Raw genomic sequence first — 26,316 nt, forward strand, 5'->3', positions numbered from 1 at the left:
TTTCATGTGTCGATCGACTATCGGGTCGATAGCGCCCTTCTAGCATTGCTCCCACGGCAGGCCGGCATGACGCCAGCCATTCAGCGTGTTGCGATGGCGCGTGCTGTCCAGGTCTCCCTCGAAGCCGTGGCACACGACATAAACATCACGGAAACCCGCCTCTTCCAGTGCGTGCGCCGCAGCGGCTGAGCGATTGCCGCTCCGGCAGATCAGCACAATGGGACGCTCGACGCCATGGCCGGTCAGTTTGCGCACGGTCGGCACGAACTCGGGGTTCACCTCCCAATGCGGGCCATCGTTCCACGAGACGTGATGGGCGCCGGCCGGATGGCCGACGAACAGGTGTTCCATTTCGCTGCGGCAGTCGACAAAAAGCGCGGCGGGCGTACGCTCCAGGAAAGCGTGGGCGTCTGTGGGATCGAGCAATTGCATGGCGAGCGTCAGGGCGGGCAAATGGCGTGATGTGGATTATAGGAGCGCGATTGCCCACAACGGCGGCAAGTCATTGATGCGACTGGTAAAATTCACCTTTGGCCGCAAATCCGGAATATTTGACCGGCCGCAGCACCTCGGAGTCCCTCCCCATGACCGCGCCCCTGCCCTACACCCGTGCCGCCAACCTGCCCGCGCTGCTGCGCGAGCGCATCCTGATCCTGGACGGCGCGATGGGCACCATGATCCAGCGCTACAAGCTGACCGAGGCGCAATACCGCGGCGAGCGCTTTGCCAACCACCCGATCGACGTGAAGGGCAACAACGAGCTGCTGCTGCTCACGCGCCCCGACGTCATCCGTGAAATCCATGAGCAGTACCTGGCGGCCGGCGCGGACCTGATCGAAACCAACACCTTCGGTGCGACGACTATCGCGCAAGAAGACTACAAGATGGCGGAGCTGGCTTACGAGATGAACGTCGTGGCCGCCCGCTTGGCGCGCGAGGCCTGCGACAAATACAGCACGCCGGACAAGCCCCGCTTCGTGGCCGGCGCCTTTGGGCCGACGCCCAAGACCGCCAGCATTTCGCCCGACGTGAACGACCCGGGCGCACGCAATGTCAGCTTCGACCTGCTGCGCGATGCGTACTACGAACAGGGCAAAGCGCTGCTCGAAGGCGGCGCGGACGTATTCCTCGTCGAGACGATTTTCGACACGCTCAACGCCAAGGCGGCGCTGTTCGCCATCGATCAGCTTTTCGAAGATACCGGCGAGTGCGTGCCCGTGATGATCTCCGGCACGGTGACCGACGCCTCGGGCCGCATCCTCTCGGGCCAAACCGTCGAGGCATTCTGGAACAGCCTGCGCCACGCCAAGCCGATCACCTTCGGCCTGAACTGCGCGCTGGGTGCCGCGCTGATGCGTCCGTACATTGCCGAGCTGGCGAAGATCTGTGACACGGCCGTCTCGTGCTACCCGAATGCCGGCCTGCCCAACCCGATGAGCGACACGGGCTTTGATGAAACGCCAGAGGTCACCTCCAGCCTGGTCGACGAGTTTGCGTCGGCCGGCTTGGTGAACCTGGTGGGCGGCTGCTGCGGCACGACGCCTGAGCACATCAAGGCGATTGCCGAGCGCGTGGCGAATCGCAAACCGCGCGCTTGGCCCGGCCAATACAAAGAAGCCGCCTGAGCACAGGCCCCACGCCCGTACACCGCCGTCCCCATTCGCATCAAACGATCATGACCGACCACCCCATGCGCCTCTCCGGCCTCGAACCGTTCAACATCGGCGAGAGCACCCTGTTCGTCAACGTCGGCGAGCGCACCAACGTCACCGGGTCCAAGGCGTTCGCGCGCATGATCCTGAACAGCCAGTTCGACGAGGCGCTGGCCGTGGCGCGCCAGCAGGTCGAAAACGGCGCGCAGGTCATCGACATCAACATGGACGAGGCGATGCTCGACTCCAAGGCGGCGATGGTTCGCTTCCTGAATCTGATCGCCTCCGAGCCGGACATCGCGCGCGTGCCGATCATGATCGACTCGTCCAAGTGGGAAGTGATCGAGGCCGGTCTGAAGTGCGTGCAGGGCAAGGCGATCGTCAACTCGATCTCGCTCAAGGAAGGCGAAGAACAGTTCGCGCACCACGCCAAGCTGATCAGGCGCTACGGCGCGGCGGCCGTGGTCATGGCTTTCGACGAACAGGGCCAGGCTGACACGTTCGAGCGCAAGACCCAGATCTGCAAGCGCAGCTACGACTTCCTGGTCAACAAGGTCGGCTTTGCTCCGGAAGACATCATCTTCGATCCGAACATCTTCGCGGTGGCCACCGGCATCGAAGAGCACAACAACTACGCGGTCGACTTCATCGAAGCGACGCGCTGGATCAAGCAGAACCTGCCGTACGCGAAGGTGAGCGGCGGCGTGTCGAACGTGTCGTTCTCGTTCCGCGGCAACGACGTGGTGCGCGAGGCGATCCACACCGTGTTCCTGTACTACGCGATTCAGGCGGGCATGGACATGGGCATCGTCAACGCCGGCCAGTTGGGTGTATACGAGAACCTAGACCCCGAACTGCGCGACCGCGTGGAAGACGTGGTGCTCAACCGCCGCCCGGATGCGACCGATCGCCTGCTGGAAATCGCCGACCGCTACAAGGGAGGCGGAACCAAGCGCGAAGAAAACCTCGCCTGGCGGCAGGAGCCGGTGGAAAAGCGCCTGGCCCACGCGCTCGTGCATGGCATCAACGATTACGTGGTCGAAGACACCGAAGAAGTCCGCGCGAAAATCTTTGCCGCGGGCGGCCGCCCGATCCAGGTAATCGAAGGCCCGCTGATGGACGGCATGAACATCGTCGGCGACCTGTTCGGCGCCGGGAAGATGTTCCTGCCGCAGGTGGTGAAATCCGCCCGCGTGATGAAGCAGGCGGTGGCCCACCTGATTCCGTTCATCGAAGAAGAGAAGCGCCAGATTGCAGCAGCCGGCGGCGACGTGCGCTCGCGGGGCAAGATCGTCATCGCCACGGTCAAGGGCGATGTGCACGACATCGGCAAGAACATCGTCACCGTCGTGCTCCAGTGCAACAACTTCGAAGTCGTGAACATGGGCGTGATGGTCCCGTGCAACGACATCCTGGCAAAGGCGAAAGTGGAAGGCGCGGACATCATCGGGCTGTCGGGCCTGATTACGCCGTCGCTCGAAGAGATGGCCTACGTGGCATCGGAAATGCAGCGCGACGAATACTTCCGCGTGAAGAAGATCCCGCTGCTGATCGGCGGCGCGACGACGAGCCGCGTGCACACCGCCGTGAAGATCGCCCCAAATTACGAAGGCCCAGTGGTCTACGTGCCGGACGCCTCGCGCTCGGTGAGCGTGGCGTCGAGCCTGCTGTCGGACGAAGGCGCCGCGCGCTACGTCGAAGAGCTGCATGCGGATTACGACCGCATCCGCACCCAGCACGCCAACAAGAAGGCCCAGCCGATGGTGTCGCTGGCTGCCGCGCGCGCCAACAAGACGAAGATCGACTGGTCGAACTACACGCCGCCCAAGCCCAAGTTCATCGGCCGCCGCGTGTTCCGCAACTACGACCTGAACGAACTCGCGCAGTACATCGACTGGGGCCCGTTCTTCCAGACGTGGGACTTGGCCGGCAAATTCCCCGACATCCTCAACGACGAGATCGTGGGCGAGTCGGCCCGTCGCGTGTTCTCCGATGGCAAGAGCATGCTCGCGCGGCTGATCGCCGGCCGCTGGCTCACGGCCAACGGCGTGATCGCGCTGCTGCCCGCCAACACCGTCAACGATGACGACATCGAGATCTACACCGACGAATCGCGCTCGGAAGTCGCGCTCACCTGGCGCAACATCCGCCAGCAAAGCGAGCGCCCGATCATCGACGGCGTGATGCGCCCGAACCGCTGCCTGGCGGATTTCATCGCACCCAAGAGCACCGGCATTGCCGATTACATCGGCTTGTTCGCCGTGACGGGCGGCATTGGGGTGGAAAAGCGCGAGAAGCAGTTCGAAGCCGACAACGACGACTACAGCGCGATCATGCTCAAGGGCCTGGCCGATCGCTTTGCCGAAGCCTTTGCCGAATGCCTGCACGCCCGCGTGCGTCGCGACCTGTGGGGTTATGCGGCGGATGAAACGCTCGACAACGACGCGCTCATCCGCGAGGAGTACAAGGGCATCCGCCCCGCGCCCGGCTACCCGGCCTGCCCGGAACACACCGTCAAGCGCGACATGTTCCGCGTGCTGGACGCGCAGGAGATCGGCATGAACCTGACCGAGGCGCTGGCGATGACCCCCGCTGCATCGGTATCGGGCTTCTACCTGTCGCACCCGGACAGCACGTACTTCACGCTGGGCAAGATCGGACAGGATCAAGTGGACGACATGATCGCCCGCAGCGGTGAAGACCGCGCGTTTGTGGAGCGCGCCCTCGCGCCGAATCTCTGATTCTGTGACAAGACGTTTAAGACATGGTGTGACCCACACTGTGTCTTACGTCCGCAAACCCTTGCCGGCATTGGTTTCGCCGGGGTTTCAAGAGGGGCGATCCTTACATTACAAAGGCTTACACCCCCTAACAGTCGTAACCGGAAGAGCTCCATAGACTGAACCCATTCACTCAACACACACAGAGTGATGCCGCGACGAATCCTTCGCGTGGCCGTTCAGAACGAAAGGAGTCTCTTCCATGAACAAGCTGCTGATCTCCCTGTCCGCCATCGCCATCGCTGCTGCTTCGGCTTACGCCAACGCGCAAACCCCGTCGGCCGGCGCATCGCTGCAAACCAATGGCACGGCTGCCGTGGCTCCGGCACAAGGCAATACCGGCGCAGGCCTGAAGGCCGATGCCGGCACCAAGCTGGACACCGAGTCCACGAAGAGCCAACTGAACACCAAGGCTGAGCACGGCGCCAAGGCCGCGCACGAGCACAAGGCCAAGGCGGAAGCCGGCATCGACAAGACCGCCGATAAGGTCGGCAAGTCGGTCAGCAAGACGGAAAAATCGGCAGAGAAGTCGGGCAAGGCCGCCAAGGCTGAGACCGCTCCTGGCCTGAGCGCCGACGCCGGCGCAAACGCCACGGCCACTACCCAGACCAAGTAACACGTCACTACGTGGGATAGCCGGGCACGGCCCGGCGCATCTTAGCGACCCCGGGGCGGAACTCTTCCGCCCCGTTTTCTTTGGGCGCACGCGCTCAGGCACATGGATTGCTCAGTGGCAGGCATCGACATGTTGCGATTCATGCACATTCCCGAGGTATTTTATGGAAACGCTGACAACTCCCCCTGACCGCGCCAGCAAGAGGAGCCCCGTTTTGGCGCAACAGTCCGATACAATTGCTGTCGTATCGAACCAACAAGCGCAGCGCGCGGAGCCGGGCAGCCCGCCCAGCGCGCTCATAAGGAGCAGCATGATTCGCGTCCTGATTGCGGACGACCACGAGATCGTCCGTGCCGGCCTTCGACAGTTCCTGTCCGAAGAGCGGGACATCGAAGTCGCGGGGGAAGCGGCCAGCGGGGAAGAGGTGATGGAGCAACTCCGCACCGGCGCCTTTGACGTCGTGGTGCTCGACATTTCCATGCCCGATCGCAACGGCATCGACACCCTCAAGCTCGCCCGCCAGCGCCATCCCGATCTGCCGGTGCTGATCCTGTCGACCTTCCCGGAAGACCAGTACGCCATCAACCTGATTCGCGCGGGCGCATCGGGCTATCTGACCAAGGAAAGCGCGCCGGATGAGCTGGTGAAAGCCATTCGCACCGTGTCGCAAGGCCGTCGCTATGTGAGCCCGACGGTGGCCGAGCTGCTGATTGGCGGCCTGGAAAAGCCGACCGACCAACCCCTGCACCAGACGCTGTCCAAACGCGAATTCCAGATCTTCTGCAAGCTTGCACGCGGGCAATCGGTGTCGATCATCGCGGAAGAGCTGTTCCTGAGCGTCAAGACGGTGAGCACGTACCGCACGCGGATTCTGGAAAAGATGGGCATGAAATCCAATGCCGATCTGACGTATTACGCCATCAAGAACGGCTTGGTTGAGTAGCATCAGGTAGGGCGCCAAATTCCCTCGGCGCGCCGCAAACCCAACTGGCATGTAGGACAACGCCTGATACCACCTCGGCAACCCGCTGGCTAACATCAACCCATGCTGGATCAAGCCGTCACCCTCTCCACCCGTGGCCTGCGCGTCCTCCTGATCGAGGACTCCCCCGTGCTTCGCGGCATGGTGCTGGAATACCTCAAGGCTTCCGCCTTCGTGGCGACGGTCGAATGGGCAGACACCGAAGACTTGGCGCTGGGCCTTCTCGGACAGGGCCCCTATGACGTCGTGATCGTCGATCTGCAATTGCGGCAGGGCAATGGCTTCAAGGTCCTCCAAACGTTGCGCGATCAAGCGTCGCCCAGCGTGCGCATCGTCTACACCAACCACGCGCAAGTGCCGACCTACCGGCAACGCTGCTTTGAGGCAGGCGCCAACTATTTCTTCGACAAATCGCTCGAACTCGACAAGGTGTTCGAAGTGATCGAAGAGCGCGCCGGCGTCGGCCGCCCCCGCCAGCAGCCCGCGCAGCATTTCCACCCCTGAGATTCTTCGCGCCCGCCGCGTCTGCTGTCGTGGCGCGCGCCCAACGCCATTTCTCACCCCCAAGGAGCGTTCGATGAAGACCTTGTGTGCCGCACTTGCACTGACGTGTGTATTCCTGGCCGGCTGCAACACCATGGCCGGTGCCGGCAAGGACCTCCAGACCGGTGGCCAGAAGCTGGAGAACTCGGCCGACAACGCCAAGCAGAAGATGTAACGCCGTCAGCTACACCGGCATCAAAAACAAAAAAGCCCCGCGATGGGGCTTTTTTGTTTGGGCGTTGACATCACGCTGGGCGACTCACACCGTCGCGCCGCCGTGGCCCGGCGCGGGCGCAATACCGCCAGTCAGCGCCTGCATGCCCGATGGTTCGTTGGCCGCACCTCGATCGAATACCGCATCGCTGGGAGGCAGCTCGACGATGATCGTCACGCCGCCACCGGGCATCGAATCGATGACGAGCGTGCCGCCCAGCGCAATGGCGCGCTGCTCCATCCCCAGCAGTCCGTGATGGCCGACCATGCGGCGCCGCTCGATGTCGGCCGGGAAGCCACGGCCGTTGTCCCGCACGCGCAAACGCACGCCCTGGTCATCCACATCGAGCGCCACCGACACCGTGGTCGCATGCGCGTATTTCGATGCGTTGGTCAGCGATTCCTGCACGATGCGATACAGCGCGATGGCCGCATCGTCGGTCAGCTTGGGCATGTCGTCTGGCAGGCTCACTTCCGTGTGCCAGCCGTTGCGCGTGCCGACGTCCTCCGTCAACTGCGAGAGCGCCTCCACCAAACCCAGGTTGAGCAGGATCGTCGGGCGCAGGTCTTCGATCAGGCGGCGCTTGATCTGGATGCCCTGATCCACGTGGGCCATCACGCGCGTGATCTTTTCGCTCACGGCCGGCTCGTTGGCGTGAATGCGTGAACGCAGCCAGTGCAGGTCCATCTTGGTGGCGGTGAGGATAGCGCCCAGCTCGTCGTGCAGCTCGCGCGCGAGGCGCGTCTTCTCGTCCTCGGTCACGCGCTGCAAGTGGGCGGCCAAGTCGGACAACTGCCGCGTGCGCTCACGCACCATGCGGTCGAGTTTCTGGCTTTCCTCCTCCGCCATGTCGCGCTCGCGCTCCGTCACGGCAAGACGCTTGGCGTGCTGCATGCCCAGCACCACCAACAGGATGATGTTGACCGCCGTGATGAGCGCAATGCCGTAGCGCGACAGCGCCAGATCGCGCTCGGCGTGTTCAAGGCTGCGGGCCACCGTGGCAATCTCGCGCTGACGCAGCCGATCCAGACCCTGGCGCACCGCTTCCATCGACGCCTTGCCGAAATCGGTGCGCACCAGATCGAGCGCAACTTCCAGGTCACGCTTGCCGTAGATCAGTGTGAGTTCCATCTCGGTGAGCTTGCGGCTCACCTGGAGCGCCGTCTCAGAGAACAGCTTCAGCGCGTCCGGATCGTTGGCGTAGTGATCGCGAATTTCTGCCATCAACGCGTGGATATGCGGGATGGCCTTGTTGTACGGATCGAGGTATTCGTCCTTGCCCGTGAGCAGGAAACCACGCTGCCCGGCCTCGGCGTTCACCAGCTCGGCAAGCAGTTCGTTGATGGCGGTTTCAGCCTGCTGCGACTGAATCACCTGCCGATAGCCCTGGCTCAGGCGGATGTTGCCCGTCTCCGAGGCAATCAGCACCCCGAGCGTCAGCAGAATGCCGCCGGCGAGCAGCAGAGTGGAGCGCAAGGATGACCGCATGGCATGCAGACCCATAGGAAACGCGTCAAACCGCCCGACGCGGCGCGCGTTGCGTTTGTGTTTTTTTGGCAATTCGGATGATACCGCGTGGGCGCGCCGCGCGACACTTGGGGCGCACCCCGGTCAGGCACGCGATGTGCGTGGGAGTACGCGACAGGGCGCCGGCCTCTCACCCAATACGCGGCTGCCCTGCATTCCATCCATCCGAACCGGAGACGACAACATGCTGAAATGGGCACTCATCTTCGCCATCATTTCCCTGGTGGCCGGCGTGCTGGGCTTTACCGGCATTGCCGCAGGCGCGGCGAGTATCGCCAAGGTCCTGTTCTTCATCTTCGTGGTGCTGTTCGTGCTGTTTCTGGTGCTGGGCGTCACCGTCTTCAAGGCCGTCGATTAGCGCGGACCACCCAGGCGGTAGCGCGGCCCGTGTCTTGCTAGACCCTTTGGCATACGGCCCGCTTTCGCAAAAGCCGAAATCGCACCCGAACCAACCGCGCCCGGTGTGTGTCTCCCGCGGCGCCACGATGAGGAGCTTCACCATGTCACTCTTTGCCAGCCAACGCGTCCGAAGCCGAATTGATGACGTCAATGATCGCGCGCACCGCGCCATGAACAGTGCCAGCGACGCCGTCGACCACGCCCGCTACGCTGCTCGCCCCGCCGTGGAAGACGTGCAGAGCCTGCTGCGATCGCTCGAAAACGCCATCCATACACTGACCGACGAAGGCAGCACCGAAGCCCGGCGCGCCAGCCGCACGCTGCATGCGCGTGCCGACCAACTGCGCCAAGCCGCCAACGACCGCGCGCAGCAAGCCCGCGAACGCATGGACTGGGCGCTCGATCGCACCGAAGAAACCATTACCGCGGCGCCATTCAAGTCGGTTGGTGTAGCCGTGGCGATTGGCGCAGCGATCGGGTTGGTCGTCGCGCTGGCCGGCGGCAGCAGCCGACGCGACGCCAGCAGCGAATAGACCACCCCCGCCAATCACCTCGCAGGAGCAACCACATGAGCCGGACCAACGTCGCCGCCCCCTCGGAAAGCGGCTTCCTCACCGACATCAAAACCTTGCGCGAACGTGCCCGCAAGCACATCGAGGAAGGCGCGGTGACCGGAGACTACAAAGCCGATCGGGAAACCGTGCTGCGGCTGCTGAACGAGGCGCTGGCCACGGAACTGATCTGCGTGCTGCGCTACCGACGTCACCACTTCATGGCCAAGGGCATCAATGCAGAACCGATCGCCGCAGAATTCCTTGTGCACGCCAACGAGGAGCAGGCGCACGCCGACAGCATCGCCACGCGCATCGTGCAACTGGGCGGCGAGCCCAACTTCAACCCGGAAGGCCTATCCACGCGCAGCCATTCTGAATACGTGGAAGCCGACGGCCTGGTCGACATGATCAAGGAGAACTTGGTGGCCGAGCGGATCGCGATCGACAGCTACCTGGAGATGATCCGTTACATCGGGGACCGAGACCCCACCACGCGGCGCGTGCTGGAGCAGATTCTGGCCGTTGAGGAAGAACACGCGGACGAACTGTCCGACATGCTCCACGACCAATAACGCAACCGCAGCAGGACGAGACACCGGCCAACGCGCCAGCCCCTCCCCCGCTCCCGGCCCGTGTGGCCGGATGCCCGGACCGCCCCGTTTGGCGGCCGGGCATTTTTTTGGGCCTGCGCCCGAAGCTCAGACGCCCCAGAGCACGCTGGATTTTTCGACCAGCGATTCTTCCAGCATGTGCAGCAGCGGATAGGCGCGCTGGCCGAGATGTGGCGGCTCTTCTTCGCCGTCTTCGTCCAGCTCGGGCGCCGAAAGTTCGGCCACCTTGATATGTGCCTGGTGCGTGTCATCCTTGATGGCGCGCTTGAGGCGATCGATGGCGTGGGGCATTTCTTCGGGCGTAATGACACCGCGCTCGCCCAGCGTCTTGCCGATCACGCCCAGCAACACCATGGCGAGATCCTTCTGCATCGAGAATTTTTGCGAAGCGTGCGAAGTAAAGGTGATCATGATTTCTTGTTTCCCTTGGTTGGGTGGGGGAGCCGCAGATTGCCATGACTGGGGGCGGATACCTCTGAGACCACGGCTCACCTGATAAAATTTCGTACTTTTCCCCGAACAACGCAACTGGCGGCGCCAGAACTGGATTTCAATCCATTTCAGCACTGTCGGCGTCATGGTTTCTTTATGCTGCCCTCCCACAAACAGACGATCGCCCAATTGTTGTCCGACGCCGTCGGCTCCCTGCTGCCCGAGGGCCAAGCCCGACCGGAGATCGTCCTGGAGCGCCCCAAGCAGGCCGCGCACGGCGACATCGCATGCAACGTCGCGCTGCAGCTCGCCAAGCCGCTGGGCACCAATCCGCGCGAGCTGGCCGGCAAGATCGCCGATGCCATCCGCGCCGATGCCCGCGGCCAGCGCCTGGTGTCCGCCGTTGAGATCGCCGGCCCCGGCTTCATCAACCTGCGCCTGTCGGCCGCCGCGCGCGCCGACGTGATTGCCGCCGTGTTTGCGGAAGGCGACCGCTACGGCGCCGCCAATACACATGACGGCGCGCCCGTGCTGGTGGAATTCGTCTCGGCCAACCCGACCGGTCCGCTGCACGTCGGCCACGGCCGCCAGGCCGCGCTGGGCGATGCGCTGGCGAGCCTGCTCGACTGGCAAGGCCACAAGGTCCACCGCGAGTTCTATTACAACGACGCTGGCGTGCAGATCCACAACCTGGCCGTCTCGGTGCAGGCCCGCGCGCGCGGCTTCAAACCCGGTGATGCCAACTGGCCCGAAGCCGCCTACAACGGCGACTACATTGCCGACATCGCCGCCGATTACCTCGCCGGCAAGACCGTACGTGCCTCCGATGGCGAGCCAGTGACGGGTGAGCGCGACGTTGAAAACATCGAAGCCATCCGCCGCTTTGCCGTGACGTATCTGCGCAACGAACAGGACATCGACCTGCAAGCCTTCGGCGTGAAGTTCGACCGCTACTACCTGGAATCGTCGCTCTACACCGAAGGCAAGGTGCAGCAGACGGTGGATACGCTCGTTGCCGCCGGCAAGACATACGAGCAGGAAGGCGCGCTGTGGCTGCGCACCACCGACGACGGCGACGACAAGGACCGCGTCATGCGCAAGTCCGACGGCGCCTACACCTACTTCGTGCCCGACGTTGCGTACCACACGACCAAGTGGGGCCGCGGCTTCACACAGGTCATCAACGTGCAGGGCAGCGACCACCACGGCACCATCGCCCGCGTGCGCGCCGGCCTGCAGGGCCTGAACATCGGCATCCCGAAAGGCTATCCGGATTACGTCCTGCACAAGATGGTCACGGTGATGAAGGACGGCGCCGAGGTCAAGATTTCCAAGCGCGCCGGCTCGTACGTAACCGTGCGCGACCTGATCGAATGGTCCAACGGTGACGCCGAGAGCGAAGCCGGCGTCGACACCATCCGCGCCTGCGTGGACGCCGGCGAGCCGAACTGGCCCGCACGCTTCACGCGCGGCCGCGACGCCGTGCGCTTCTTCCTGCTGTCCCGCAAGGCCGATACCGAATTTGTCTTCGACGTCGATCTGGCGCTCAAGCAAAGCGACGAGAACCCGGTGTACTACGTGCAGTACGCTCACGCCCGCATCTGCTCGGTGTTCGAACGCGCAGGCGTTGACGCCGCCTCGCTCACCAGCGCAGATCTGGCCGCGGTGACGGGCCCCGACGTCAGCCCGCAGGCGACGGCCCTGGTGCAACGCCTGGCCGCATTCCCCGACATGCTGGCCGACGCCGCACGCGAACTGGCCCCGCACGCCGTGGCCTTCTACCTGCGCGACCTCGCGGGCGATTTCCACGCGTTCTACAACGCCGATCGCGTGCTGGTCGATGACGAGGCCGTCAAGCGTGCCCGTCTGGCGCTCCTAGCTGCCACGCGACAGGTGCTACGCAACGGGTTGGCGGTGATTGGCGTGTCCGCGCCGCAAAAGATGTAAATGCGCACGATTTGGCATCACACGGCGCTCTTATAATCGGGCGCTTCTAGAAGGATCGACATGGCACGCAATACGCAATCTTCCCGTGCCCGCTCGCAACGGGGCGGCACGTTTCTGGGTCTGGTGCTCGGCTTGATCGTCGGTTTGGCGATCGCCGTGGTGGTGGCGGTGTACATCACCAAGGCCCCGGTGCCCTTCGTTTCGCGTGGCGGCGCGCAACCCAAGCCGAGCGAAGCGGGCAACGTGGTCAACACGCTTCCGGTGCCGGTGCAACCTGCGCCGCAGGCGAGCGCTCCGCAGGCGGCGGACCCGAACGCGCCGCTGTGGAGCCGCGTGCCGGCCAAGCCGGTCGATCAGGCCGCCGAGCAGAACAATCCGCCGCCGGGCATCACCATCCACCCGGCCCAGCCGGGCTCGACCCCGCAGGTGGCAAGCGCACCGGGCGCCAAGCCGCCCAAGCCGCCGGTCACTGCCTCCAACGAGAAGCCGGTGACGGACCCGATTGCCGAGATCGCCCGCCAGGATGCCGCCAAGACGGGCTATTTCCTGCAAGTTGGCGCTTACAAATCCTCCGAAGACGCCGAGCGCCAGAAGGGCAACCTGGCCATGCAAGGCTTTGAAGCCAAGGTGACGCAGCGCGAGGTGAACGGCGCCACCATGTATCGCGTGCGCCTGGGGCCGTTCAACTCGCTCGACGAGATGACCGCCGTGCGCAGCCGCCTGCAGTCGACGGGCGTGGAATCATCGGTCATCCGCTTCGCCCGCCAGTAACGTGAAGTCCGAGCAGCCCGCTGTGAACCCGGCGGGCTGTGATCGGTCAGAAACCTGAGATTCAGTTACGCTGACACCCGCGTCGAGCGGCTCGGCACTCGATTTCGCTGGTTTTTCCGTTGCTTCGTCCAGTTCGTCGTCTAATCCGTCGTCCATTCACCATGAAAAAACTCGCTGCTTTCCTGATCGCTCTCGCCACCGGCGCCGGCTTCCTGATGACCGCGCCGGCCAATGCCGCACCCACCGCCGGCAAGGAATACAAAGTGCTGCAAACGCCGCAGCCCGTGCCCGCAGGCAAGATCGAAGTGACGGAGTTCTTCTGGTACGGCTGCCCGCACTGCTACGACTTTGAAAACACCTGGACGGCGTGGGTCGCCAAGCAAGGCAAGGACGTGGTGATCAAGCGCGTGCCGGTGGCTTTCAATGCCAAGCTGGAGCCGCATACCCGCATCTATTACACGCTGGAAGCGCTGGGCAAGCTCGACGCCAAGGACGCCAGCGGCAAGACGCTGCATGACCGCGTGTTCGACCAGCTGCACAAGAACTACCGCTCGATGTCCGAACTGGATGACATCGCCAAGTTCATGGCCGCCAACGGCGTCGATGAAAAGCAGTTCCGCGACACCTACAACTCGTTCAGTGTGAACGCCAATACCAAACGCGCCGCGCAACTGGCCGATCAGTACAAGATCGAAGGCGTGCCGACCGTGGTCGTGCAGGGCAAGTACACCACCTCGCCGGCAGATGCAGGCAGCAACGTGGGCGCCGCCCAAACGCTCGACTACCTCGTCGACCAGGTGCGCAACCGCAAGATGTGACGGGTTGCCGCGTTTCCGGGCCTCTGCCCGGGCGTGACACCGCCATCGACGCCCGCCCCTGTGCGGGCGTTTTTTGTGCGTCGGCCTTCTTCACATCTTCACACCAACAGGACATCGACATGAGCGAGATCGTCTTCATCACGGGCGCTTCCAGCGGGATCGGGCAGGCACTGGCACGTCAGTACGCAGCGCAGGGCGCCACGATCGGGCTGGTCGCACGACGTGTCGACGCGCTCCATGAGTTTGTGCAGACGCTGCCTGCCGGTATCCGGAGCCGCTGCCATTGCTACGCTGCCGACGTGCGCAGCGCCGATTCCATGCGCGATGCGGCAAATGTCTTTATCGCCGCAGTTGGACTGCCCGATGTGGTGATCGCCAACGCCGGCATCTCGGTCGGCACGGACTTGCGCGAATCCGGTGACCTGAAAGCCTTTGCCATCGTGATGGACACCAACTGGATGGGTGTGCTCAACACGTTCCAGCCGTTCGTCGGGCCGATGCTGGCACGCGCCAAACCTGGGCAGCCCGGCGGCACGCTGGTCGGCATTGCCAGCGTGGCCGGCGTGCGCGGGCTGCCGGGCGCGGCGGCGTACAGCGCCTCCAAATCGGCGGTGATCAAGCTGATGGAGAGCCTGCGCGTGGAGTTCAGCCCGCTTGGCCTGCGCGTGGTGACGATCGCCCCCGGCTACATCCAGACGCCGATGACCGAACACAATCCGTATCCGATGCCCTTCCTGATGCCGGTGGACCGCTTCGCGCAGAAAGCCGTGAATGCGATCCATCGCGGCGTGCGCTTCACGGTGCTGCCATGGCAGATGGGCGTCGTCGCCAAGCTGCTGCACGTGCTGCCGCGCGGGCTCTATGACTTTGCATTTGCGCGCGCCGGGCGCAAACCCCGCAACCCCGAGATTTCGTCATGACTTACACCGATGCGGCTGGCCTCGCGCACGCCCCTGTCGACACCACACCGCGCATCGCCAGCCTGGTCCCTTCGATTACCGACTTGCTGTTCTCGCTTGACCTGGGCGATCAACTCGTCGCCCGCACCGGCTTCTGCATCCACCCGCGCGAAGCGGTGCGCAACGTACCGAAGGTCGGCGGCACCAAGACCGTCAAACTCGACAAGTTGCGCGAACTGGCGCCCACGCACGTCATCGTCAACATTGACGAGAACACGCGCCCGACCGTCGACAAGCTGCGCGAATTCATCCCGCACATCATCGTCACGCATCCTTGCTCGCCGGAAGACAACCTCGCGCTATACCAGCTGCTGGGCGGCATCTTCCGCCGCGAGGCGCAGGCGCAGAAGCTATCCGACGCGCTCACGCAGGAGCTGGAAGCGCTGCGCGCCCGCCACTTCCTGCCGCACCGCGTGCTGTACGCCATCTGGCAAGACCCGTGGATGACGGTGTCGCGCGATACGTACATCTCGCGCATGCTCAAGCTCGTGAACTGCCATACGTGGCCGGACGATCCGGCGCCTGTGCAATGCGGCACTGATAAGAGCGGCGATTGCGCCCGCCCCAACCGGCCGGACACGCGCTACCCGACGTTCCGCTGGAGCGATGAGGTGGTGCGCAACATCGACTGCGTGCTGCTCTCCACCGAGCCTTACAGCTTTACCGAAGAGCATGTCGACGCGCTGGAAAAGCAGATCGGCAAACCGGTCTATCTCGTCGATGGCGAAATGGTGTCGTGGTACGGCAGCCGCGCGATCGATGGCGTGCGGTATCTGGGGCAGTTTGCGAAGACGCTGCGTTAAAGTGAAATCATCAGGCCGCAGCCAAAAAAGAACCCGCCGGTTGGCGGGTTTTCCGTTGGCCGCAGCGATGCGTTATCGCTCGAACCCATAGTCGTACTCCACCTTTGCAATGCGCAGGTGGTACGACGCGTACCACTGTTCGCGCCCCAGCTTCTGCGCGGCAAGGTGGTCGCCTTGGTTCTTCCACTCGCGAATGGCCTCCAGCGACGACCAATACGACACCGTGATGCCCGGCCGCCCCTGATCGCCGGCCAGTTCATCGCGTACGGACTCGATGCCGAGGAACCCCGGCATGCTGCGCGCCAACTCCACCATGCGGTCGGCCATGGCGCCGTAGCCGTTGTCGCCGTCGGTGCGCGTGGAGGCAAAGATCACGGCGTAATAGGGCGCAGTGGGCGTTTGCGCGGGAAACGGCAGGACGACGGCGCTGTCGTCGAGAACGTCATGCTGGTCAGCCATGGTCGGCTCCGGTGGAAAGCACGGGTTGTGCGGTTATGCAGTTGCGTGGAATCGAACGATACCGTCCGCGCCGGTTTCGCGCACCAGTTCGCCGCGATGCCACAGCGCATGCAGGTGGGCGAGCGCCTCGCCCATCGCGAAGGTCATCTGGTGCACATCGAACTGGCGCTTGAAGATGACATTGACGATGTCGCGTGCCGATTGCGGCGCGGCCTTGCACGCAGCCAACGTTTCGGCCAGCCGGTCCGCATGGTGGTCGCGCAGTTGCTGGATGCGCGTATGCAGCCCGCGGAACGGCCGCCCGTGCGACGGCAGGATGAGCACATCCGCAGGCAGCGGCTCGTATTTACCCAGCGAATCCAGATACAGCGTGAGCGAATCCGCTTCCGGTTCCAGATCGAACACGCTCACGTTGGTGGAGATGCGCGGCAGGACCATGTCGCCGGAAATCAGCACGTTGGCATCTTCACTGTAAAGCGCGACGTGCTCGGGCGCGTGGCCGAAGCCGGTGATGACACGCCATTTGTGCTCGCCGATGGCGACGACATCGCCATCCATCAGGCGGCGGTACTGGCTCGGCACGCCCGGCACAAGCGTGCTGTAGTAATCCTTGCGGTTGCGGATGCCTTCGATGGAGGTCGGGTCCGTCAAGCCGTGGCGCTCGAAATGGCGCGCGGCAAATTCGCCGCCTGCATTCGACGCGCCGGTGCCGCCCACCAGCATGCGCGCGAAGGCGTAGTCGCCCAGGCTCATCCACAGGCGCACGTTCCAGCGCTTTTCGTCGCCGCCTTCGCACAGCCAGTTCGAGAGGCCAACGTGGTCCGGATGGCAGTGCGTGACCAGCACGCGCAGCACCGGCAAGCCGTCGAGGTGGTTCGCGAAGATTGTTTCCCAGTACCCGCGAATTGCTTCGTGATTGATGCCGCAATCGATGATCGTCCAGCCCTCCTTCCCGTCCTGCCGATCACGCAGCAGCCAGAGGTTGATGTGATCGAGCGCAAACGGCAGCGGCATGCGCAGCCAGTAGACGCCGGGGGCGACTTCAAACCGCGTGCCGCCTTCGGGAAGCGTGTCGCCAAAGGGATAGTCGAGTTGGTGTTCGAGCGCGTTCATGGGGATGTGGTCTCGGTCGCCGCCTTTGGGTGCTTCGGGGCGGTCTTTGCGATTGCGGTTTGGCGCCATTGACGCTAACGTAAACGTCAATTTGCCGCCGGTCTTCCATCTTAAGCGAAAACTTAATGTCGCTGCCCGGCGTGCATGCGCAATCACACCTCTGTCGTTACTCCGTTCCTCGCCGCATGTCTGCCTCTACTCCGTCTGCCGCCGCCGCGCTCGCCGCCGATCTTGAATCGGGCGATGCCGGTGAGCTTGCCGACGCTAGCTTCACCATCACCGACCTTGCCCGCGAGTTCGACATCACGCCGCGCGCCATCCGCTTCTACGAAGACCAGGGGCTGCTGGCGCCGGATCGCCAAGGCCCGGGCGGGCGTCGCCGGGTGTATTCGGCCGGCGAGCGCACGCGCCTGAAGCTGACCCTGCGCGGCAAGCGGCTCGGCCTGTCGCTGGGCGAGATCAAGGAGATCCTGGATCTGTATGAGTCGCCGCGCGATACGGTGCCGCAACTGGAACGCTTCCTGGCGTCGCTGGCGCAACACCGCGCGGTGCTTACACAGCAACTGGAAGATCTGAACGCTCAACTGGCCGAGATCGACCAGCATGAGCGCCAGTGCCGTCGATTGCTGGAAGACGCGCAGGGCGGCACGGGCAAGCCGCCCAAGCGACGCAAGGCCGCCTGATTCCGCAAATCTACGTAACAACCGGTCATTGACGTTTACGTAAACGTCAATACAATACGCAACACCTTAAAGCACCCTTCCGGCACCGGTGCGCCCGCCACAAGCGGCGTGCACCGCACAGCGCCAGACCCATTACTCAGAGACACCAGCGGCTTGAGCCGCGCCCAAGGAGACCACCATGATTGATCTGCCCGGCCTGAAATTCGACTTGGGCGAAGACATCGAGATGCTGCGTTCGGCCGTGCGCGATTGGGCGCAGGGCGAGCTGGCACCGCGTGCCGGCGAAATCGACCGCACCGACCAGTTCCCGATGGACGCGTGGCGCAAGATGGGTGAGTTGGGCGTGCTCGGCATCACGGTGGCCGAGGAGTACGGCGGCGCCAACATGGGCTACCTGGCGCACATGATCGCCATGGAAGAAATCAGCCGTGCCTCGGCGTCGGTTGGCCTGTCGTATGGCGCGCACTCGAACCTGTGCGTGAACCAGATCCACCGCAACGGCACGGCGGCCCAGAAGGCCAAGTACTTGCCCAAGCTGGTGTCGGGCGAATGGGTCGGTGCCCTGGCGATGAGCGAGCCGAATGCCGGCTCTGACGTTGTCAGCATGAAACTGCGCGCGGAGCTCAAAGGCGACCGCTACGTGCTCAACGGCACCAAGATGTGGATCACCAACGGCCCCGACTGCGACGTGCTGGTCGTCTACGCCAAGACCGATCCCGAACTGGGTGCGCGCGGCATGACGGCGTTCATCGTCGAAAAGGGCATGAAGGGCTTCTCGGTGGCGCAGAAGCTGGACAAGCTCGGCATGCGCGGCTCGCACACCGGCGAGCTGGTGTTCGAGAACGTGGAAGTGCCGGTGGAAAACATCCTTGGCCAGGAAAACGGCGGCACCAAGGTGCTGATGAGCGGCCTGGACTACGAGCGCGCGGTGCTCTCCGGCGGCCCGATCGGCATCATGCAGGCCTGCATGGACGTGGTCACGCCGTACATCCACGACCGCAAGCAGTTCGGCCAGAGCATTGGCGAATTCCAGCTCATCCAGGGCAAGATGGCCGATATGTACACCACGCTGCAGGCCTGCCGCGCGTATCTGTACACGGTCGGCAAGAACCTCGACTCTTTGGGGCGCGACCACGTGCGCCAGGTGCGCAAGGACTGCGCCGGCGTGATCCTCTACACGGCCGAGAAGGCCACCTGGATGGCCGGCGAAGCCATCCAGATCCTGGGCGGCAACGGCTATATCAACGAATTCCCGGTCGGCCGCCTGTGGCGCGACGCCAAGCTGTACGAAATTGGCGCCGGCACGTCGGAAATCCGCCGCATGTTGATCGGTCGGGAGCTGTACGCAGAGACGATGTAACGGGCGAGAGCAGGCGGGCTGGTGGCACGGGGCCATCAGCCGAACGGATAAGGAGGCGCAACGGTTTCAGGACGCGAACACGGCACCGAAGACCATACAATCTAGGTCTGCCTGGTTTGCTGGTTTCGCCGCTTCCCTGCCCCTCCCCGCGCACACGCCATGTCCCATTTCCCCAAGCTCCTCTCGTCGCAGATCGCCTTTGACGTCGCCCGCACGATGCTCGACGGCTTCGACAAGCACTACCGCTTGTTCCGAGAAGTCAGCGTACAGGCCAAGACTGCGTTCGAGACCGGGGACTGGGCCGGCCTGCAGCAACTGCAGCGCGACCGCATCGCCTACTACGACGAGCGCGTGCGCGAAGCGTCGGTCATCCTCGAAGACGAATACGACGCCGAGAACATCGACGACGAGATCTGGCGTCAGATCAAGCTGCATTTCATCGGCCTGCTGACCAACCATCACCAGCCCGAGTGCGCCGAGACCTTCTTCAACTCGGTGTGTACGCGCATCCTGCACCGCTCGTACTTCAACAACGATTTCATCTTCGTGCGCCCGGCCATCTCGACGGAATACATCGAGAACGAAGAATCGCCCACCAAGCCGACGTACCGCGCCTACTACCCCGGCACACGCGACGGCCTGGGCGCCTGCTTCGAGCGCATCGTCCACAACTTCCAGCTCAACGCGCCGTTTGAAGATCTGGAGCGCGACATCGGCTACATCGTGCGCGCGGTGGGCGAGCACTTTGGCGATTTCCGCATCGCGCCGAATTTCCAGATTCATGTGCTGTCGTCGCTGTTCTTCCGCAACAAGGCCGCGTACATCATCGGGCGCGTGATCAACGGAGACAAAACGTTTCCGCTGGCCGTACCGATCCTGCGCAATGCCGCGGGCCAGCTCTCGCTCGACACGGTGCTGCTGCAGCAAGAACAACTGCTGATCCTGTTCTCGTTCACGCACTCGTATTTCATGGTGGACATGGAGATTCCGTCTGCCTACGTGACCTTCCTGCGTGATCTGATGCCGCGCAAGCCGCGCGCCGAGATCTATACCTCGCTCGGCCTGCAGAAGCAGGGCAAGAATCTGTTCTATCGCGACTTCCTGCATCATCTGCAGCACTCGTCGGACAAGTTCATCATCGCGCCCGGCATCAAGGGCCTCGTAATGCTGGTGTTCACGCTGCCCTCGTACCCATACGTGTTCAAGGTCATCAAGGACTACTTCCCGCCGCCGAAGGAAACCACGCGCGAGCTGATCAAGAGCAAGTACCAGCTTGTGAAGCGCCACGATCGGGTGGGGCGCATGGCCGATACGCTGGAGTATTCGGACGTAGCCTTCCCGCTCTCGCGCTTTGATGACGACCTCATCAAGGAGTTGGAGAAGCACGCGCCGTCGATGGTGGAATACCAGCGCAGCGAAGACGGCGGCGAAGAGATCGTCATCCGCCACGTCTACATCGAGCGCCGCATGACGCCGCTGAACATCTGGCTGCACGAAGGCACCGATGCGCAGGTCGAGCACGGCATCATCGAATACGGCAACGCCATCAAGGAACTCATCGCCGCGAACATCTTCCCGGGCGACATGCTGTACAAGAACTTTGGCGTGACGCGCCACGGCCGCGTGGTCTTCTACGATTACGATGAGATCGAATATCTCACCGATTGCAACATCCGCACCGTACCCGAACCGCGCACGGAAGAAGAAGAGATGTCCGGCGAGGTCTGGTACAGCGTCGGCCCGCATGACATTTTCCCGGAGACATACCGCACGTTCCTGCTAGGCGACACGCGCGTGCGCGAAGCCTTCCTGAAGCACCACGCGGACTTCTTCGAAGCCTCCATGTGGCAGGGGTACAAGGAGCGCCTGCTCTCCGGGCAGATGCACGATTTCTACGCGTATGACGCAGCCGAACGCTTCGTCAATCGCTACGGCGCGAGCGCGCCCGACAACGCAGCGCAAGACAACACGACGCTGCAGCGCGCCGCCGCTTAACTCTCTCAACACGACGGGAAACCATGCCACATCGCATCAAAGAGCTGTTCGAGAACAACCGGAAGTGGGTCGAGCGCGTCCACGCTGAAGACCCGGATTTCTTCTCCAACCTGGCCAACCAGCAGAACCCGGAATACCTCTGGATCGGCTGCTCGGATTCTCGTGTGCCTGCCAACCAGATCATCGGTCTGCCGCCGGGCGAGGTGTTCGTCCACCGCAATATCGCCAACGTGGTGGTGCACTCGGACCTGAACTGTCTGTCGGTGCTGCAGTTTGCGGTGGAAGTGCTGAAGATCCGGCACATCACGGTGGTCGGCCACTACGGCTGTTCGGGCGTGAAGGCCGCGCTGACCAAGCAACGTTTCGGACTGGCCGACAACTGGATTCGTCACGTGCGTGACGTGGCCGAGCAACACGAAACGTATCTCGGTACGGTGGTCCGTGAGCAGGATCAGCATGACCGGCTGTGCGAGCTGAACGTGATTCACCAGGTCAACAACGTGTGCCTAACGACGATCGTGCAGGACGCATGGGATCGCGGGCAGCCGCTGACCGTTCACGGCTGGATTTACGGCGTGAAGGACGGGATGTTGCGCAATCTGGGGATGGCGGCAAATTCCAATGAGGAACTGCATGCTCAGCTTGGTGAGGCTTGGCTGAATTATGGGAAGGAAGGGAGTACGCCTAGTCCGGTGGGGTTCTGATTTTTTTTGTGTTTGGGGTGGGTTGTTTTGTTGGTGGTCCATCCCTTGTTTCATCCCCTGCCGGGGCTGACTCACTTTCTTTGTCTTGCCAAAGAAAGTAAGCAAAGAAAGGCGCGCCCGAGATGGCGACTTCCCCTTGAATTTATGTCGCAGGGAGGGAGGGGAGGCAAACTCGCTTCGCTCAAACAGGCCTCCCCTCTTTTTCCTCCCTGCAACAGAAATTCAAGGCGCCATCTAGGGCATCAACGGCTACACCATCGCAGCACAGACGCAGTAGTGAGTACGCGGCAAGACGCGGAGCGAAGCAAACGGCAACACAGCAACAACCAAGAGCCAGCTAGGTCAACACACAGATTGTGTGGCCGTACCCTGCCCTAGATGGCGCCTTGAATTTGTGTAAGCGGGCGGAAACAAGATGGGGAACTGTCTGAGCGCAGCGAGTTTTCCCCATCTCCGCCCGGTTACACAAATTCAAGGAAGGGGTCGCCATCTCGGGCGCGCCTTTCTTTTGCCTACTTTTCTTTGGCAAGACAAAGAAAAGTAGGTCGTGCCCGGCAGGGTACGAAACGGAGATGGACCAACAAGGCCCACCCAAAAAGCAAGAGACACACAACCCCTGCACCACAAGTGCAGAACTTGTCCCAAGCACAGTTCCAGGAGATTGCAGCAATGTCCGACCGCATCGTCATCGCCTCCGCCGCCCGCACCCCGATGGGCGCCTTCCAGGGCGAACTCGCCAGCCTCACCGCTCCGCAACTCGGCGCTGCCGCCATTCGTGCGGCAGTCGAGCGAGCGGGCTTGAAACCGGAACAGATTGAAGAAGTCATCATGGGCTGCGTCCTGCCTGCGGGCCAGGGGCAAGCGCCGGCACGTCAGGCCGCATTGGGCGCGGGCCTGCCGCTGTCAGTCGGCTGCACCACGGTCAACAAGATGTGCGGTTCGGGCATGCGCGCCGCGATGAACGCGTACGACGCGCTGCTGGCAGGGTCGCTGGATGTTGTGGTTGCGGGCGGCATGGAAAGCATGACCAACGCGCCGTACCTGATCCCGAAAGGCCGCGGCGGTTATCGCATCGGCCACGGCATGATCTACGACCACATGATGCTCGACGGCCTGGAAGATGCCTACGACAAGGGGCGGGCCATGGGCACCTTCGGCGAGGACTGCGCCGAGAAATACGGCTTCACGCGCGAGGCCCAGGACCACTTCGCGATGACGTCCGTGCGCCGCGCGCAAGAGGCTACCGAATCCGGCGCGTTCCGCTGGGAGATCACACCCGTCACCGTGTCGAGCAAAGCTGGCGACACCGTCATCGACACCGATGAAGGCCCGCGCCGCATTAAGGTCGACAAGATCCCCTCGCTCAAACCCGCGTTCAAGAAAGATGGCACGGTGACGGCCGCGTCGTCTTCGTCGATCAACGATGGCGCGGCTGCGCTGGTGATGATGCGCGAGTCGACTGCCAAGCAACTCGGCATCACGCCGCTCGCTGTGATGCTGGGCCACACCACGCACGCGCAAGCGCCTGGCTGGTTCACCACGGCACCGGTTACGGCCATCGACAAGCTGTTCAAGAAACTCGGCTGGAACTCGGGCAACGTTGACCTGTTCGAGATCAACGAGGCGTTTGCCGTGGTGCCGATGGCCGCCATGCACGACCTGCACATCCCGCACGAAAAGGTGAACGTGAACGGCGGCGCGTGTGCGCTGGGCCATCCGATCGGCGCGTCAGGTGCGCGCTTGATCGCGACGCTGCTGGGCGCGCTGCAACACCGCGGCGGCAAGCGCGGTGTGGCAAGCCTGTGCATCGGCGGTGGTGAAGCCACGGCTGTCGGCATCGAACTCTACTAAGGCACGCGCATGACGAACGCAACGTCCCGCCGCACGCGCACCGCGCTCATCCTGGGTGCGTCGCGCGGCATCGGCCTGGAAACGGTCAAGCAATACCGTGCGGATGGCTGGCGCGTGATTGCCACCGTGCGCACGCAAGAAGCAGCGCAGGCGCTGCAGGCATTGGGTGCGGAAACGCACGTGCTTGATCTGACCGACGCCAACGCCGTTGCCGGCCTGGCATGGAAGCTCGACGGCGAAGCACTGGACGTGGCGATCTACGTGGCGGGCATCTACGGCCCGCGCACGCAGGGCGCCACGCCCGTCAGCCAGGCGGATTTCGATGCCGTGATGCACACCAATGTGTGGGCGCCGATGGGCGTGCTGCCTGCGGTGCTGCCGATGGTGGAAGCCGGCCATCATGTTGCGGGTGGCGCGGACGAAGCGGGCGGCGTGCTCGCCGTGATCTCCAGCCGCATGGGCAGCATTGGGGACATGACAGGCAACGGAGGCTGGCTGTATCGCGCCAGCAAGGCGGCGGTGAATGCCGTGCTGCGCGGGGTGTCGATCGACGCCAAGAACGCCACGTGCCTGACCTTCCACCCGGGCTGGGTACAGACCGACATGGGCGGCGCGGGCGCGGCCATCACGCCGCAGGAGAGCGTGGCCGGTATCCGCCGCGTCATTGCCGGTGCCACGCGCGCCGACAACGGCGGGTTCCGCAACTACGACGGCAGCGTCATTGAATGGTGAGGCCGGAACGATGCTGCTGACCCAAGAGCAAGAGATGATTCGCGACGCCATCCGCACCTTTGTGCGCGAGGCGATCGTGCCGCACGCAGCCGCATGGGACCGTGAAGCGACGTTCCCGAAAGACGTGCACCGTCAATTGGGCGAGCTGGGCGCCTATGGCGTAGCCGTGCCGGAAGAACTGGGCGGCGCGGGGCTCGACTATCTTTCGCTGGCGTTGATCCTGGAAGAAATTGCTGCCGGCGACGGTGGCACCTCCACCGTCATCAGCGTGAACAACTGCCCCGTGTGCAGCATGCTGATGGCGTTTGCAAATGACGCGCAGAAGCAGCGGTGGCTCGTGCCGCTGGCGCGCGGCGAGATGCTGGGCGCGTTCTGCCTGACCGAGCCGCATGTCGGCTCCGATGCATCGGCGCTGCGCACCACGGCCGTGCGAGATGGCGACCGCTGGGTCTTGAACGGCGTGAAGCAGTTCATCACCAGCGGCAAGCATGCCGACGTGGCGATCGTCATGGCCGTGACCGACAAGGCAGCAGGCAAGCGCGGCATCAGCGCGTTCCTGGTGCCGACCAACACGCCCGGCTACATCGTCGCGCGGCTGGAAGACAAGCTCGGCCAGCACTCGTCCGACACGGCGCAGATCGTGTTCGAAGATTGCCGCATCCCCGCCGATTGCCTGCTGGGCGACGAAGGCGCGGGCTACAAGATGGCGCTGTCGGGGCTGGAAGGCGGGCGCATCGGCATTGCCGCGCAGAGCGTGGGCATGGCGCGTGCGGCTTTTGAAGCAGCGCTGGCGTATGCCAAGGAGCGCGAGAGCTTCGGCCAGCCGCTGTTCGCGCATCAGGCCGTGCAGTTTCGCCTGGCCGAGATGGCCACACGCGTGGATGTGGCACGACAGATGGTCTGGCATGCCGCCAGCCTGAAAGACGCCGGGCGGCCGTGCCTGAAAGAGGCGGCCATGGCCAAGCTCAACGCCAGCGAGATGGCCGAGCGCGTCTGCTCCGATGCCATTCAGGTCTTCGGCGGTTACGGCTACGTCAGCGACTTCCCAGTGGAGCGCATCTACCGCGACGTGCGCGTGTGCCAGATCTACGAAGGTACGAGCGACATCCAGAAGATCTTGATCGCCCGCGCTCTGGCGTAGGCATTTTCGGGGAAGGCGCAGCACAACAGGGGAGCACATCATGAACGGGGCCATCGATTTCTACTTCGACTTCTCATCGCCGTACGGCTACTTCGCCAGCACGCGCGTGGAAGAGCTCGCCCAGCGGTACAACCGGGCGACAGCATGGCACCCGATCCTGCTGGGGGTGGTCTTCAAAACTACCGGCGGCTCCCCGCTGCCGCAGGTGCCGCTCAAGGGCGATTACGCATGGCGCGATTTCGAGCGCACTGCACGCTTCAACGGCATCGAATACCGCAAGCCGACGCACTTCCCACTGCCCACGCAATACGCGGCGCGCGCCACGCTGTGGGTACATGACCACCACGGCGGCGACCGCGCCATCGACTTTGCGCGTGCGCTCTACCGCGCGCTGTTCGTGGACGACATCAACATCGGCGAACCGGCAGAGGTCATGAAGATTGCCGACGCCATGGGCATCGACGGTGCCGCGCTCAACGCCGGCGCAAGCAGCCAGCAGATCAAGGATCAGCTCAAGGCCGAGATCGACCTGGCCATGTCGCGCGGCGTGTTCGGCTCGCCCTACGTGATCGTCGACGGCGAAGCGTTCTGGGGCTTCGACCGATTTGACCAGATTGAAGCGTTGCTGCGCGACGGACGCATATAAAACGAATTCCAAAACAGCGGCCGA

The 26,316-nt window shown here is 63.5% G+C and carries 27 protein-coding genes; 22 read left to right on the top strand and 5 right to left on the bottom strand.

Going from position 1 to position 26,316, the window contains the following annotated elements; all coding sequences use genetic code 11:
- Positions 1 to 39 precede the first annotated feature (39 nt).
- Positions 40 to 432: a rhodanese-like domain-containing protein gene (locus M1D44_RS13180; protein ID WP_439004508.1), complete on the bottom strand. Its 393-nt coding sequence runs from the start codon at positions 430 to 432 to the stop codon at positions 40 to 42.
- Positions 433 to 584: 152 nt separating this feature from the next.
- Here M1D44_RS13180 and M1D44_RS13185 point away from each other — a divergent pair, with 152 nt between their 5' ends.
- From M1D44_RS13185 to M1D44_RS13210, 6 genes are all read left to right on the top strand, one after another.
- The gene (locus M1D44_RS13185; RefSeq protein WP_024976821.1) at positions 585 to 1,625 is read left to right on the top strand and encodes a homocysteine S-methyltransferase family protein; all 1,041 of its coding nucleotides are present in this window, start codon (positions 585 to 587) and stop codon (positions 1,623 to 1,625) included.
- Between the two features lie 50 nt (positions 1,626 to 1,675).
- Positions 1,676 to 4,393, top strand: a complete 2,718-nt coding sequence (metH, locus tag M1D44_RS13190; protein ID WP_024976822.1) for a methionine synthase — start codon at positions 1,676 to 1,678, stop codon at positions 4,391 to 4,393.
- Between the two features lie 241 nt (positions 4,394 to 4,634).
- Positions 4,635 to 5,048 carry a hypothetical protein gene (locus M1D44_RS13195; RefSeq protein ID WP_316683817.1) on the top strand — a complete coding sequence of 138 codons (414 nt, stop codon included), beginning with the start codon at positions 4,635 to 4,637 and terminating at the stop codon, positions 5,046 to 5,048.
- 310 nt (positions 5,049 to 5,358) lie between these two features.
- Positions 5,359 to 5,991 carry a response regulator gene (locus tag M1D44_RS13200; RefSeq protein ID WP_009277190.1) on the top strand — a complete coding sequence of 211 codons (633 nt, stop codon included), beginning with the start codon at positions 5,359 to 5,361 and terminating at the stop codon, positions 5,989 to 5,991.
- Positions 5,992 to 6,093: 102 nt separating this feature from the next.
- The gene (locus M1D44_RS13205; RefSeq protein ID WP_024976824.1) at positions 6,094 to 6,534 is read left to right on the top strand and encodes a response regulator; all 441 of its coding nucleotides are present in this window, start codon (positions 6,094 to 6,096) and stop codon (positions 6,532 to 6,534) included.
- Between the two features lie 73 nt (positions 6,535 to 6,607).
- Positions 6,608 to 6,748, top strand: coding sequence for an entericidin A/B family lipoprotein (locus M1D44_RS13210; RefSeq protein ID WP_024976825.1), 141 nt, complete (start codon positions 6,608 to 6,610; stop codon positions 6,746 to 6,748).
- An 84-nt stretch (positions 6,749 to 6,832) separates the two neighbouring features.
- On the opposite strand, the gene M1D44_RS13215 is transcribed toward M1D44_RS13210, so the two are convergent.
- The gene (locus M1D44_RS13215) at positions 6,833 to 8,275 is read right to left on the bottom strand and encodes a sensor histidine kinase (RefSeq protein ID WP_024976826.1); all 1,443 of its coding nucleotides are present in this window, start codon (positions 8,273 to 8,275) and stop codon (positions 6,833 to 6,835) included.
- Between the two features lie 223 nt (positions 8,276 to 8,498).
- Between M1D44_RS13215 and M1D44_RS13220 the strand changes: the two genes are divergently transcribed.
- From M1D44_RS13220 to M1D44_RS13230, 3 genes are all read left to right on the top strand, one after another.
- Entirely contained in the window at positions 8,499 to 8,672 is a 174-nt protein-coding gene (locus M1D44_RS13220; protein ID WP_004633727.1) for a DUF1328 family protein, read from the top strand.
- 142 nt (positions 8,673 to 8,814) lie between these two features.
- Positions 8,815 to 9,246, top strand: a complete 432-nt coding sequence (locus tag M1D44_RS13225; RefSeq protein ID WP_112186141.1) for an ElaB/YgaM/YqjD family protein — start codon at positions 8,815 to 8,817, stop codon at positions 9,244 to 9,246.
- A gap of 35 nt (positions 9,247 to 9,281) precedes the next feature.
- Entirely contained in the window at positions 9,282 to 9,839 is a 558-nt protein-coding gene (locus M1D44_RS13230) for a ferritin-like domain-containing protein (protein WP_024976828.1), read from the top strand.
- 126 nt (positions 9,840 to 9,965) lie between these two features.
- Here the strand turns inward: M1D44_RS13230 and M1D44_RS13235 are convergent, their stop codons facing one another.
- Positions 9,966 to 10,289: a DUF1840 domain-containing protein gene (locus tag M1D44_RS13235; RefSeq protein WP_024976829.1), complete on the bottom strand. Its 324-nt coding sequence runs from the start codon at positions 10,287 to 10,289 to the stop codon at positions 9,966 to 9,968.
- 177 nt (positions 10,290 to 10,466) lie between these two features.
- Here M1D44_RS13235 and argS point away from each other — a divergent pair, with 177 nt between their 5' ends.
- The 5 genes from argS (at position 10,467) to M1D44_RS13260 (ending at position 15,608) form a co-directional block, all read left to right on the top strand.
- Entirely contained in the window at positions 10,467 to 12,257 is a 1,791-nt protein-coding gene (gene argS / locus M1D44_RS13240; protein ID WP_112186144.1) for an arginine--tRNA ligase, read from the top strand.
- Between the two features lie 60 nt (positions 12,258 to 12,317).
- Positions 12,318 to 13,028, top strand: a complete 711-nt coding sequence (locus M1D44_RS13245) for an SPOR domain-containing protein (protein ID WP_024976831.1) — start codon at positions 12,318 to 12,320, stop codon at positions 13,026 to 13,028.
- A 161-nt stretch (positions 13,029 to 13,189) separates the two neighbouring features.
- On the top strand, positions 13,190 to 13,846 hold the full coding sequence (locus M1D44_RS13250) for a thiol:disulfide interchange protein DsbA/DsbL (protein WP_004633713.1): 657 nt from the start codon (positions 13,190 to 13,192) through the stop codon (positions 13,844 to 13,846).
- A 119-nt stretch (positions 13,847 to 13,965) separates the two neighbouring features.
- A complete protein-coding gene (locus M1D44_RS13255) occupies positions 13,966 to 14,766 on the top strand; it encodes an SDR family oxidoreductase (RefSeq protein ID WP_024976832.1) in 801 nt (266 codons plus the stop codon).
- Positions 14,763 to 15,608: a helical backbone metal receptor gene (locus tag M1D44_RS13260; protein WP_024976833.1), complete on the top strand. Its 846-nt coding sequence runs from the start codon at positions 14,763 to 14,765 to the stop codon at positions 15,606 to 15,608. The genes M1D44_RS13255 and M1D44_RS13260 overlap by 4 nt, the downstream gene beginning before the upstream one ends.
- Positions 15,609 to 15,680: 72 nt before the next feature.
- Here the strand turns inward: M1D44_RS13260 and M1D44_RS13265 are convergent, their stop codons facing one another.
- Both M1D44_RS13265 and M1D44_RS13270 read right to left on the bottom strand, forming a co-directional pair.
- Positions 15,681 to 16,067: an antibiotic biosynthesis monooxygenase family protein gene (locus M1D44_RS13265; protein ID WP_024976834.1), complete on the bottom strand. Its 387-nt coding sequence runs from the start codon at positions 16,065 to 16,067 to the stop codon at positions 15,681 to 15,683.
- A 33-nt stretch (positions 16,068 to 16,100) separates the two neighbouring features.
- Positions 16,101 to 17,180 (bottom strand): MBL fold metallo-hydrolase, encoded by a 1,080-nt coding sequence (locus M1D44_RS13270; protein ID WP_024976835.1) that lies wholly within the window; start codon positions 17,178 to 17,180, stop codon positions 16,101 to 16,103.
- A gap of 185 nt (positions 17,181 to 17,365) precedes the next feature.
- On the opposite strand from M1D44_RS13270, the gene M1D44_RS13275 reads away from it, so the two are divergent.
- From M1D44_RS13275 to M1D44_RS13310, 8 genes are all read left to right on the top strand, one after another.
- Complete coding sequence (locus tag M1D44_RS13275; RefSeq protein ID WP_024976836.1) at positions 17,366 to 17,863, top strand: MerR family transcriptional regulator; 498 nt, start codon at positions 17,366 to 17,368, stop codon at positions 17,861 to 17,863.
- A 178-nt stretch (positions 17,864 to 18,041) separates the two neighbouring features.
- Positions 18,042 to 19,223, top strand: coding sequence for an isovaleryl-CoA dehydrogenase (locus tag M1D44_RS13280; RefSeq protein WP_024976837.1), 1,182 nt, complete (start codon positions 18,042 to 18,044; stop codon positions 19,221 to 19,223).
- Positions 19,224 to 19,382: 159 nt separating this feature from the next.
- Complete coding sequence (aceK, locus tag M1D44_RS13285; RefSeq protein WP_024976838.1) at positions 19,383 to 21,218, top strand: bifunctional isocitrate dehydrogenase kinase/phosphatase; 1,836 nt, start codon at positions 19,383 to 19,385, stop codon at positions 21,216 to 21,218.
- Between the two features lie 23 nt (positions 21,219 to 21,241).
- Positions 21,242 to 21,922 (top strand): carbonate dehydratase, encoded by a 681-nt coding sequence (gene can, locus M1D44_RS13290; RefSeq protein WP_024976839.1) that lies wholly within the window; start codon positions 21,242 to 21,244, stop codon positions 21,920 to 21,922.
- A gap of 669 nt (positions 21,923 to 22,591) precedes the next feature.
- Positions 22,592 to 23,773: an acetyl-CoA C-acetyltransferase gene (locus M1D44_RS13295; RefSeq protein ID WP_024976840.1), complete on the top strand. Its 1,182-nt coding sequence runs from the start codon at positions 22,592 to 22,594 to the stop codon at positions 23,771 to 23,773.
- Between the two features lie 9 nt (positions 23,774 to 23,782).
- Positions 23,783 to 24,505 carry an SDR family oxidoreductase gene (locus tag M1D44_RS13300; RefSeq protein ID WP_316852805.1) on the top strand — a complete coding sequence of 241 codons (723 nt, stop codon included), beginning with the start codon at positions 23,783 to 23,785 and terminating at the stop codon, positions 24,503 to 24,505.
- A gap of 10 nt (positions 24,506 to 24,515) precedes the next feature.
- Positions 24,516 to 25,646, top strand: a complete 1,131-nt coding sequence (locus M1D44_RS13305) for an acyl-CoA dehydrogenase family protein (RefSeq protein WP_316683820.1) — start codon at positions 24,516 to 24,518, stop codon at positions 25,644 to 25,646.
- Positions 25,647 to 25,686: 40 nt separating this feature from the next.
- Entirely contained in the window at positions 25,687 to 26,292 is a 606-nt protein-coding gene (locus M1D44_RS13310; RefSeq protein ID WP_045202366.1) for a 2-hydroxychromene-2-carboxylate isomerase, read from the top strand.
- The last annotated feature ends 24 nt before the right edge of the window (positions 26,293 to 26,316 follow it).

The organism is Ralstonia sp. SA306, assembly GCF_054792405.1.

Coding starts and splice junctions, on each gene's coding strand:
- can (WP_024976839.1), top strand. CDS start 21,242: ATGCCACATCGCATCAAAGAGCTGTTCGAGAACAACCGGAAGTGGGTC.
- M1D44_RS13295 (WP_024976840.1), top strand. CDS start 22,592: ATGTCCGACCGCATCGTCATCGCCTCCGCCGCCCGCACCCCGATGGGC.
- M1D44_RS13180 (WP_439004508.1), bottom strand. CDS start 432: ATGCAATTGCTCGATCCCACAGACGCCCACGCTTTCCTGGAGCGTACG.
- M1D44_RS13270 (WP_024976835.1), bottom strand. CDS start 17,180: ATGAACGCGCTCGAACACCAACTCGACTATCCCTTTGGCGACACGCTT.
- M1D44_RS13245 (WP_024976831.1), top strand. CDS start 12,318: ATGGCACGCAATACGCAATCTTCCCGTGCCCGCTCGCAACGGGGCGGC.
- M1D44_RS13220 (WP_004633727.1), top strand. CDS start 8,499: ATGCTGAAATGGGCACTCATCTTCGCCATCATTTCCCTGGTGGCCGGC.
- M1D44_RS13185 (WP_024976821.1), top strand. CDS start 585: ATGACCGCGCCCCTGCCCTACACCCGTGCCGCCAACCTGCCCGCGCTG.
- M1D44_RS13210 (WP_024976825.1), top strand. CDS start 6,608: ATGAAGACCTTGTGTGCCGCACTTGCACTGACGTGTGTATTCCTGGCC.
- M1D44_RS13280 (WP_024976837.1), top strand. CDS start 18,042: ATGATTGATCTGCCCGGCCTGAAATTCGACTTGGGCGAAGACATCGAG.
- M1D44_RS13235 (WP_024976829.1), bottom strand. CDS start 10,289: ATGATCACCTTTACTTCGCACGCTTCGCAAAAATTCTCGATGCAGAAG.
- M1D44_RS13215 (WP_024976826.1), bottom strand. CDS start 8,275: ATGCGGTCATCCTTGCGCTCCACTCTGCTGCTCGCCGGCGGCATTCTG.
- M1D44_RS13265 (WP_024976834.1), bottom strand. CDS start 16,067: ATGGCTGACCAGCATGACGTTCTCGACGACAGCGCCGTCGTCCTGCCG.
- M1D44_RS13230 (WP_024976828.1), top strand. CDS start 9,282: ATGAGCCGGACCAACGTCGCCGCCCCCTCGGAAAGCGGCTTCCTCACC.
- M1D44_RS13305 (WP_316683820.1), top strand. CDS start 24,516: ATGCTGCTGACCCAAGAGCAAGAGATGATTCGCGACGCCATCCGCACC.
- metH (WP_024976822.1), top strand. CDS start 1,676: ATGACCGACCACCCCATGCGCCTCTCCGGCCTCGAACCGTTCAACATC.
- M1D44_RS13255 (WP_024976832.1), top strand. CDS start 13,966: ATGAGCGAGATCGTCTTCATCACGGGCGCTTCCAGCGGGATCGGGCAG.
- argS (WP_112186144.1), top strand. CDS start 10,467: ATGCTGCCCTCCCACAAACAGACGATCGCCCAATTGTTGTCCGACGCC.
- aceK (WP_024976838.1), top strand. CDS start 19,383: ATGTCCCATTTCCCCAAGCTCCTCTCGTCGCAGATCGCCTTTGACGTC.
- M1D44_RS13205 (WP_024976824.1), top strand. CDS start 6,094: ATGCTGGATCAAGCCGTCACCCTCTCCACCCGTGGCCTGCGCGTCCTC.
- M1D44_RS13310 (WP_045202366.1), top strand. CDS start 25,687: ATGAACGGGGCCATCGATTTCTACTTCGACTTCTCATCGCCGTACGGC.
- M1D44_RS13275 (WP_024976836.1), top strand. CDS start 17,366: ATGTCTGCCTCTACTCCGTCTGCCGCCGCCGCGCTCGCCGCCGATCTT.
- M1D44_RS13260 (WP_024976833.1), top strand. CDS start 14,763: ATGACTTACACCGATGCGGCTGGCCTCGCGCACGCCCCTGTCGACACC.
- M1D44_RS13195 (WP_316683817.1), top strand. CDS start 4,635: ATGAACAAGCTGCTGATCTCCCTGTCCGCCATCGCCATCGCTGCTGCT.
- M1D44_RS13250 (WP_004633713.1), top strand. CDS start 13,190: ATGAAAAAACTCGCTGCTTTCCTGATCGCTCTCGCCACCGGCGCCGGC.
- M1D44_RS13300 (WP_316852805.1), top strand. CDS start 23,783: ATGACGAACGCAACGTCCCGCCGCACGCGCACCGCGCTCATCCTGGGT.
- M1D44_RS13225 (WP_112186141.1), top strand. CDS start 8,815: ATGTCACTCTTTGCCAGCCAACGCGTCCGAAGCCGAATTGATGACGTC.
- M1D44_RS13200 (WP_009277190.1), top strand. CDS start 5,359: ATGATTCGCGTCCTGATTGCGGACGACCACGAGATCGTCCGTGCCGGC.